The sequence below is a fragment of the Pseudoalteromonas rubra genome, assembly GCF_004212645.1.
GTDB lineage: Bacteria > Pseudomonadota > Gammaproteobacteria > Enterobacterales > Alteromonadaceae > Pseudoalteromonas > Pseudoalteromonas rubra_G.
Genome location: NZ_PPUZ01000010.1, coordinates 131,913 through 141,912, shown reverse-complemented (window position 1 = coordinate 141,912; position 10,000 = coordinate 131,913). Strand labels below are relative to the sequence as shown.

Genomic DNA, 10,000 nt, shown 5'->3' with positions numbered 1-10,000 from the left:
GAGCGTTTACCCAGTTACATGTTGCCGAGTGCGATAGTGTCTATGACGGAGTTCCCATTAAACAGTAACGGGAAAATTGATCGTAAGGCATTGCCTGCCCCTGAGTTCACAATGGAGCGGTGTGACAAGGTCGCTTACGTTGCACCGCAAAGCCCTGCACATATTACGACTTGTGAAATACTGGCAAGCTTACTTGGCGTGGATAAGGTCGGCCTGGATGATAATTTCTTTGTGCTAGGTGGACATTCTATACTCGCGATGAAAGCAATCATGGCCATTAAACAGGCAATAGGCATAGACATTAACATTGTCAATCTGTTTGAAGCTCAGAGTGTTCGCGAATTGTGTGTGCTAGTTGATGCAGAGTTACTGAGAAAACAATTAGAAGAAACAGAAGAATTTGAAGAAGAAGGTGTATTTTAAGATGGAGCGCGAAATATTAGCCTCAGCGGCAAGTAAAGGGATCTTACTGTATTTAAATGAACAGGGAGAGCTGGCGTTTAAAGCAAAGAAAAAAGGAGCTTTGGACGCTACTTTGAAAGGGCAGATAGTTGCCCACAAGGGCGCGATTGTGCGCTTATTACAGAGTCAAAATGAGCATACTGCCACTAGTGCAGATGAATATGCGATTACTCAAGTACCGCGTGATAAGCCGTTACCACTTTCTTTTTCTCAGCAACGGTTGTGGATGCTTGATCAGATTGATGGGGGCAGTCAGCACTATAATATGCCCGTGGCGCTAAAGCTTGATGGCCAGTTGGACACAGAGGCATTGGAAGCCGCTTTTAAAGAAATCGTCAATCGACATGAAGTGCTTAGAACTTGTTTCTACACCGATGATACAGGTACTCCTTTACAAAAAATCTGTCCTGCGGATACCTTTCAAATTAAATTTATCTGTTTAACAGAGAAATTGGCAGACCAAAAGCAGGCGTTAATAAAGCAATACAGTGCACAAGAAACCGCTCAGGTTTTTGACTTGGCAAAAGACATGATGCTGAGGGTTACGTTACTAAAAGTTGCGCACAATGAGCATGTTTTGCTGATGACGATGCACCATATTGCCGCTGATGGTTGGTCAATGGGGGTGCTTATAAATGAGTTCAAAGAGCTGTATGCGGCGCACTGTGAGTCCAGGCCCTCACGCTTAACAAGTTTGCCAATTCAATATGCGGACTATGCTTTTTGGCAAAGGCAGTGGTTACAAGGGGATGTGTTAGACGTACATATGCAGTTTTGGTTGAGCAAGTTGGCAGACTTGCCCGTGGTGCACAGCATTCCTTTAGATAAACCCAGACCATTGGCACAAACTTTCCGTGGTGATTACGTCCAGTCTCGAGTAGAGAAGCCGGTTTTGGACAAACTCAACAGTATATGTCAGCAACATAATGCCAGTTTATTTATGGCGCTATATTCAGCATTTAGTGTGCTTGTTAGCCGTTATAGTAACGAGAAAGACATAGCGATAGGGACACCCGTTGCCAACCGTGAGCAACTCGAAGTGACCGGGCTGGTTGGTTTTTTCGTCAATATGCTAGTGCTCAGAGCTGACTTATCTGATGAGCCCAGCTTTACAGAGCTACTCAAACGCAGTCGCAGTGAGCTACTGAGCGCATACAATCACCAGCAATATCCATTTGAACAATTGGTGGATAGACTTCTGCCTCAAAGAAGTTTAAGCCATAGCCCATTGTTCCAGGTGATGATAGTGATGCAGACTAAGGACGAAAGTCAAGTAGAGCTGCCACAGTTGTCCCTGTCATCCATTAACTCGGGAGTTGCAGTTGCAAAATATGATCTAACTTTATTAATCACAGAGTTAGAAGACGGCTTAGTGTTTGATTGGGAATATAATACGGATCTATTTAAGCGTCAGACGGTAGAGCAGTTCGCTCGTCATTTTGGTCAGCTTCTGGGAGGCTTAGTCAATGAGCCTGACAGCTGCGTATTTAAACTACCATTACTCACAGAGCAAGAACACAACACCCAAGTTATAGCCTGGAACGATACATCTGTGGCATATCCAAAAGGGCTGTGTATTGAGCAGTTGTTCCTGGAGCAGGTGGTGAAAACACCTGATAACGTTGCCATTGTTGATGAGCACGGTGAGTGTACTTATATTGAGCTGTATGCTGCCGTAGCGGCGCTGTTATCTGAGTTAAATCAACACCAAGACTTGGGTCCAGAAAAGCTTGTTGCAATCAGATTGCCCAAAGGCAGGTATCAAGTAATTGCAACTTTGGCAGTTATGATGTCAGCAAGTGCCTACTTACCACTAGAATGTGATTGGCCAGATGAGCGTTGCAGAACGATTTTACAGTCGGCAAATGTCCCGTTATTGCTCGTGCAATCTTCTGACGATGTGTGTGCCATGCAAGGGGTTAATTCTTTAGACATCACACACTATGTGGACAGAAATAAAAGTCGCCAGGAACTGCTTGCAGAGATAGCACAATATCGGCCAGGGCAATTGAGTAAAAACTTAGCTTATGTAATTTTTACCTCAGGCTCTACTGGCAAGCCAAAAGGTGTGGCGGTAGAGCACTGCTCGGTTGTTAACACATTATTTGACATCAATACAAAATTCTCGATTGATGAGACGGATAAAGTGCTTGCTGTTTCAGCTCTGAGCTTTGATTTGTCTGTATATGATTTTTTTGGTCTGTTGGCAGTGGGTGGGCAGATCATTTTTCCAAGCGATAAGCGTGCAAAAGACCCTGCCCACTGGCTGGATTTAGTTGAGCGCCATCAAGTGACTGTTTGGAATACGGTACCTGTATCTATGGCGTTGCTTGTCGAACAGCTTGAGTTAATGGGGCGAAACGCGTCATCGAGATTGAAAAGTGTGTTAATGAGTGGAGATTGGATAGCCCCAGAAACACCGAAGCGAATATGGCAAAGGTTTGGTCCGTGTAATGTGTATAGCTTGGGTGGCGCAACAGAGGGATCGATTTGGTCGATATATCACCCCATTGTCGAGGACACGAGCGGCTTAACCAGTATCCCTTATGGAAAACCTTTGGGTAATCAGGCATTTTATATTTTGAATGAGCATGGTGAGCACTGTCCAGTTGGGGTTACGGGTGAGTTGCACATAGGTGGTGATGGAGTTGTCCGAGAGTATTTGAATAATGCGACACAAACCCAAAGTCACTTTATTTGGCACCATGGCTTACAACAAAAGCTTTATCGTACAGGAGACTTGGGGCGATATCTGTCTGACGGTAACATAGAGTTTTGCGGGAGAACGGATAATCAACTGAAAATAAGGGGCTTTAGAGTCGAGTTAGGTGAAGTTGAAAAAACCTTACAGGCCCATCCTTTGGTAAAAAAAGCCCTTGTTATCGCTTATGACAATGAAAAGTTAGGCAAGCAGATTGGGGCCTATGTGGTCTTGAAAGCGCATGATGGTAAGTGCGAAGCAGTGGTCAATATATTGCAGGATCATCTCACTGTTCACTTACCATATTACATGATACCGCGCGGTATCGCAGTGCTGGCTGAGCTGCCATTAACGGCTAACGGTAAAGTTGATAGAAAAAGTTTACCCAGTATTGAAAGCGTGCGTGTTGAGGGCGCTTTTGAGGCTCCACAGACGGATAGCGAGAGGTTAGTTGCCGAGAATTGGCAACTGCTATTTGATGTTGAAGCTGTGAGTCGCAACGATGACTTCTTTATGTTAGGCGGGAATTCCTTATTGGCGACACGGTGTGTTGCTATGCTCAATGTTAAACTGGGTACACAGATCACACTCGGCGAGTTTTTCAAGTCTACCACGGTGAGAAAGCTCGCAGCGCTTATTGATCAGCAAAGCCTGGCGCCAGCAAAAGAGGTGAATTCAGGCACTGATACAGTGGTGGCATTAAATACATCTCAACAACCGAGAAAGATGTTCTTTATCCACCCGGGATCCGGTATGTCACTCTGTTACAGACACCTTGCGGAGCGATTAGAAGGAGTGGCCCAGTGTTTCGGTTTGGACAATCCTTTGATCCTTGGCGATAAAAAATTTGAAGATTTCGATGCTTATGTGAACGATTACTACCAGCAGATCAGAGCTACCTCATCAGCAGGTGAATATCACATTCTTGGCTATTCATCGGGCGGGGTAATTGCTTACGAGGTTGCCAGGAAGTTGCAAAGTACAGGGGCACAAGTTCACGTAGGTTTGATTGATAGTTTTGCAACGCTTGATGACTTAGATGTGGTTACGGATGACTGGTACTCGCCGATTAAACAGTCATTGATTGAAATTATGGAAATGGATGTTGAGTTTAATTGGCAGGTTCTGGATGATTACCAGCATAATAAAGAAGCAGGAGTACGCCTATTGGCTCAGAGCATGATTGAGCAAAATCTATCTGTTCACATGTCTGGTGTGAGTGTTGAGCAAGTGAGTCGTTTTCTTATGCATTTTCATGATTTATACCAATTGAAAAGCACTGCAAAGCTGGGACAAGGGCAGCTGGCATGTCACTTGTTTAAAGCGTCTGAGCATTCAATATATAATGAGGGGTTTAGTGACTGTTTAGATTGGGATAAAATTAATAATAACGCTATAAAATGTGTTGATATTGCTGCAAAGCACCAGGACATGCTGGACTTACCAGCCGTTGAACAGCTTGCTAATGCAATCGTAAATAGTTGGTGTTAAAGTTTGGTCTTTTCGACCTAACCTGAACACTGGTATTCACTTGAATTGATGTTCTAAGGAACCTTGGTTTAAGTGTTTTGTTCGGCCGCCAATATTATTGCTGTAAATGCATTTATGGATGTTGTCACAAGGCACTACCATGGGCCGATGATTAAAAATTGGTTGGTCGGTGCCTTCTAAATCACTAAGATTATCGTCGATAATTAAAAACCCCGATCATGATCCGCTCTGTCGTCAGGCAGAGCGGTAAGCATGTGAGGGGGAATACCCATCATCCCAACTTAATCTGGCAGAGTAATCAGGAGAAAACGACATACGGGATGCTGCTATTGGATCTAAGTCTGGACCAGGTATGGCTACAGGCACGCACTTATTATATTTAAGAATGATCTCCACACATTAGTTGCAGGGTTTTATCACTTTAACACGTACTGGATGCACCATAGACTAAGGTGAACTTTTTCGTGTTACATATATAAATGTCGATTTTAATTTAATTCAGTTATAAGCGCCCCCCTGTTTGGTAGTCTCTAAAATAATAAATGCAACATCAAAGTCTTTGCTAATAAAGTTGAAGTTGAGGTACAATCATTTTTGGCATGTGTGACCGGTTTTAAGGTTGGGTGTTGAGGCTTTTTATTTTGCTTATTAGCATTGGGCCAATTTTAAAGCCGATGTATTTGGGTGGTTTCTTACTTGGTGAAATAAATAACCAATGCATAGTAAGGTTTGAGGGATATATGAATTCAAAGGTTTATTTCGTTGATAGGGCGTTTCATTGGATTTCTGTTTTTATTCTTCTCTTCATGCTTTTGAATTTAAGTAGTAATTTACACAATATTGATTGGGATATTAAGGGGCAGTTATTGCACCGGCAGTCAGCCGTTGAGACGCATGCCTCAGTTGGAATTATACTTGTTATTTTTACCCTCTTAAGGTTGATGTTTTCTTGGGGGTTTAAAAAATCCATTCAGCGCGTAACGCCAAAATCAAAAATCCATGCATGGTTTATTAGTTTCACCCATATCGCAATGTATCTGTGCATATTTTTACTCACTGCAACAGGCATCGCCATGGTCAACAATTATGAGATCCCACTCAGCATTTTCGGGTTCGAGCTTGCTCCTAGCCGCGAAAACTTTTATCAAAATTTTCCGCAGTTTAACGACATTCATATCTTTACACAGCAAGCGTTTTGGTGGCTGATTGGTTGCCACTTTTTCGGTATTTTGCATGCGAAAAAGTAAATTTTATTTAGCAACAGAAAAACCACAGACCTCCATTGCCGGAAGCCTGGCAATATTTCAGCACCTCACCTGATACGGTTTGTGAACTTACCCTCAGAATTTTATGACTTTGTGATGTATCTGTGTGGCCGGTGCGGATCATGGAATTAAATAATCACTGAATGCATTACTAAGTTGCTACCGCGCTGCGGTATCTATACCTCGTTGATGTCGCCCGACAGGCTACTGTAGATTATTGTCTGCAAAGAAGTTTGTGTTTCAGAAACCCTTGTTCAAAAGCTGAAGAAGCAACGATCACAAACAGCTACAGCTGAGCCTTGGTCTAAGTCGAGAGGAAATGCTGGCCGATCTGATAACCATTGATTGTTTATAAAGTCCAGATAAGCGAAAATAGCGGTTAATTTCGATTAACACGACGGATTTGATCAGCGAAGAACTGCAAAGAGCGTGCTTCCGAGTGTATGTATAAATCCGCACACAAACTAAAGAATTGACTAATGGCAGATCAGAATTTCCTCAATGAGATAAACAAGCGACGTACGTTCGCTATCATCTCGCACCCGGATGCGGGTAAGACCACCATCACCGAAAAAGTCCTGTTATTCGGTAAGGCGCTGCAACAAGCGGGCACCGTTAAAGGCCGAGGCTCTAACCAGCATGCGAAATCAGACTGGATGGATATGGAAAAAGAACGGGGTATCTCGGTAACCACGTCTGTGATGCAGTTTCCTTACAACGACAGCCTGGTGAATCTGCTGGACACTCCGGGGCACGAAGACTTCTCAGAAGATACTTATCGTACGCTGACTGCTGTGGATTCTTGCCTTATGGTTATCGACGCCGCTAAGGGTGTTGAGGATCGTACCCGTAAGCTGATGGAAGTGACCCGTTTGCGTGATACGCCTATCGTGACATTCATGAACAAACTGGACCGTGATATCCGCGACCCGATGGAGTTGCTGGATGAGGTTGAGACTGAACTGAACATCATGTGTGCGCCTATTACCTGGCCGATTGGCTGTGGTAAAGAGTTTAAAGGGGTTTACCACATCCACCGCGACGAGACCATTTTGTATCAAACCGGTCAGGGTCATACCATTCAGGACGTTCGCACCATTAAGGGGCTCGACAACGCCGACTTAGATGCCGCCATCGGTGAGAGCCTGGCTGAGCAGCTGCGTGAAGAGCTGGAACTGGTGATTGGTGCCTCGCACGAATTCGACAAAGAACTATTCCTGAGCGGCGAACTGACGCCGGTGTATTTCGGTACTGCATTAGGTAACTTTGGTGTAGACCATATGCTGGATGGCCTGACAGAGTGGGCGCCGTCGCCGTTGCCGCGTCAGACGGACGAGCGTGAAGTGAGCGCCGACGATGAGAAGTTCACCGGCTTCGTATTTAAAATTCAGGCCAATATGGACCCGAAACACCGTGACCGTATCGCCTTTATGCGTATCGTGTCGGGTAAATACACGCAGGGCATGAAAATGAACCATGTACGCCTTGGCAAGCAGGTGAGCATTTCCGATGCCGTGACCTTTATGGCCGGTGATCGTGAGCGTGCACAGGAAGCCTATGCCGGTGATATCATTGGTTTGCACAACCATGGCACCATCCAGATTGGTGATACCTTCACCCAGGGTGAAAAGCTCAAGTTCAGCGGTATCCCGAACTTTGCGCCAGAGCTGTTCCGTCGTATTCGTCTTAAAGATCCGCTTAAGCAAAAGCAGCTACTAAAAGGCCTGGTACAGTTGTCGGAAGAAGGCGCGGTGCAGGTGTTCCGTCCGCTGATCAACAATGACCTGATTGTCGGCGCCGTTGGTGTGCTGCAGTTTGATGTGGTTGTGGCGCGTCTGAAATCTGAGTACAACGTCGATGCTATTTATGAAAGCATTAGCGTACAGACGGCGCGCTGGGTGCACTGTGATGATGAAAAGAAGCTGGCCGAGTTCCGCCGTAAGTGTGAGCAGAACCTGGCGCTGGATGGGGGCGATAACCTGACCTATATCGCGCCAAGTCGCGTTAACCTGAATCTGTCGATGGAGCGCTATCCGGACGTGCAGTTCCACCAGACACGCGAACACTAAACACAATGGGCTGTTAAGTGCCCGTAAAAGTGAGGGGACGGGTTGATTTGACGCACAAGCTTATTTTAAGCTGGTACGTCCGGCCTGCCCGTTCGCTTAACTGAACTAGCCGCGTTTTATGCCGGCGCCTCAGGGCGCCGATGATGTTTGCTCAGTGCACACGCAGGCACTGACCCAAAGGAAACACAATGAACATTAAAAGTATTCTGATTGAAAAAGCTCTGTCTGCGATGGCCGCGGCAGGGATCCCTGAAGGCACCAACCCGGCGGTGACGCAAAGCACCCGCGCACAGTTTGGTGACTATCAGATCAATGGCGCAATGGGCGCCGCGAAAGCACTGAAAACCAACCCGCGTGAGCTGGCACAGAAGATCATCGACAATCTGGATGTCAGCGACCTGGCTGCAAAAACCGAAATCGCCGGCCCGGGTTTTATCAACATCCACCTGAAGCCTGAGTTCCTGGCAACCAGCCTGGAAGCGGCTAATCAGGATGCCAAGCTGGGCGTGGCTGAGCACGCTCAGGCACAAAATGTGGTGGTGGACTTCTCATCGCCAAACCTGGCCAAAGAAATGCACGTAGGTCACCTGCGCTCAACCATCATTGGTGATGCGGTGGTACGCGCCCTTGAGTTCCGTGGTGACAAAGTGACGCGTCAGAACCACGTGGGAGACTGGGGTACTCAGTTCGGTATGCTGATCGCCCATCTCGAAGATATGCTGGCACAAGGCATTGACCTGGAAAATGTGGCCCTGGCTGATTTAGAAACTTTCTACCGTGATGCCAAGAAGCGTTTTGACGACGAAGAAGGTTTCTCAGACAAAGCACGTGACTACGTGGTTAAGCTGCAAGGCGGCGATGCGCACTGTCAGAAGTTGTGGCAGCTGTTTATCGATACCTCAGTGAAGCACTCTGAAGAAGTGTACAAAAAGCTCAATGTGACGCTGACTCGCGATGACATTATGGCCGAAAGTGCCTACAACGATCGTCTGGCCGGTATTATCGAGCTGCTAAAAGAGAAAAACATTGCGGTTGAAGATCAGGGCGCACAGGTGGTGTTCCTGGATGAGCTGGCGAACAAAGACGGCGAGCCGTCGGTGTTTATCGTGCAAAAATCCGGCGGCGGCTTCTTGTATGCCACAACGGATCTGGCGGCCTGTGACTATCGTTCCAATGAGCTGGGTGCCGAGCGTATCCTGATCTTCGTTGATGCGCGTCAGAGTCTGCACTTTAATCAGGTTGAGCTGACTGCCCGCAAAGCGGGTCTGCTGCGCGACGAAACCAGCTATGAGTTCTGTCCGTTCGGCACTATGATGGGCAGCGATGGCAAACCATTCAAGACCCGTACCGGCGGTACGGTGAAGCTGGCAGAGCTACTTGATGAAGCCGTCAGCCGTGCCAGTGAAAAACTGGCCGACCGCGCGTCTGAGTTGAGCGAAGAAGCCCGTGCCGAAATCGCCCGTAAAGTGGGTATTGGCGCGGTGAAATACGCCGATTTGTCGAAGCACCGTACCAGTGATTACATCTTCAACTGGGATACCATGCTGAGCTTTGAAGGCGCTACGGCCCCTTATTTGCAATATGCTTACACCCGTGTGCGCAGTATCTTCCGTAAAGCCGGCGTAGACAGTGCCGCACTCAGTGGCAGCATCAGCATTGTTGAGCCGCAGGAAAAGGCGCTGGCGCTCAAGCTTCTGCAACTGGAAGAAGTGTTAGACCTGATGATCGGCGAAGCAACACCGCACGTATTGTGTGGTTATCTGTACGAGCTGGCGAGTCTGTACATGACCTTCTACGAAGCCTGTCCAATCCTCAAAGACGATGTGGCTGCCGAGGTACGCGAAAGCCGACTGTTGTTGTGTAATCTGGTTGCCAGAACACTGCACACCGGTCTGGAGCTGCTGGGCATTGAGGTGATGGAGCAGATGTAAGTGCCGGGTGAGATCATGCAGCTCACTCAGTCCATTACATGCTAGACTAAGGCCGCAATATTGCGGCCTTTTGTGTTATAT

Annotated in this window: 5 protein-coding genes; all 5 read left to right on the top strand. The window is 46.7% G+C overall.

The genetic code is table 11. The annotated features are described in order from the left end of the window. The coding region (locus tag C3B51_RS04325) for a phosphopantetheine-binding protein (protein ID WP_130244297.1) at positions 1 to 423 on the top strand (423 nt) is incomplete at its 5' end. A 1-nt stretch (position 424) separates the two neighbouring features. Beyond that, entirely contained in the window at positions 425 to 4,654 is a 4,230-nt protein-coding gene (locus C3B51_RS04320) for a non-ribosomal peptide synthetase (RefSeq protein ID WP_130244296.1), read from the top strand. 641 nt (positions 4,655 to 5,295) lie between these two features. Beyond that, positions 5,296 to 5,901 (top strand): cytochrome b/b6 domain-containing protein, encoded by a 606-nt coding sequence (locus C3B51_RS04315; RefSeq protein WP_206076599.1) that lies wholly within the window; start codon positions 5,296 to 5,298, stop codon positions 5,899 to 5,901. Positions 5,902 to 6,398: 497 nt separating this feature from the next. Beyond that, complete coding sequence (gene prfC / locus C3B51_RS04310) at positions 6,399 to 7,988, top strand: peptide chain release factor 3 (RefSeq protein WP_125720693.1); 1,590 nt, start codon at positions 6,399 to 6,401, stop codon at positions 7,986 to 7,988. 188 nt (positions 7,989 to 8,176) lie between these two features. Further along, the gene (gene argS, locus C3B51_RS04305) at positions 8,177 to 9,919 is read left to right on the top strand and encodes an arginine--tRNA ligase (RefSeq protein WP_130244295.1); all 1,743 of its coding nucleotides are present in this window, start codon (positions 8,177 to 8,179) and stop codon (positions 9,917 to 9,919) included. Positions 9,920 to 10,000: the final 81 nt, after the last annotated feature.

Bases quoted from the DNA above. Each gene is read 5' to 3' on its own strand.
- argS (WP_130244295.1), top strand. From the start codon at position 8,177: ATGAACATTAAAAGTATTCTGATTGAAAAAGCTCTGTCTGCGATGGCC.
- prfC (WP_125720693.1), top strand. From the start codon at position 6,399: ATGGCAGATCAGAATTTCCTCAATGAGATAAACAAGCGACGTACGTTC.
- C3B51_RS04320 (WP_130244296.1), top strand. From the start codon at position 425: ATGGAGCGCGAAATATTAGCCTCAGCGGCAAGTAAAGGGATCTTACTG.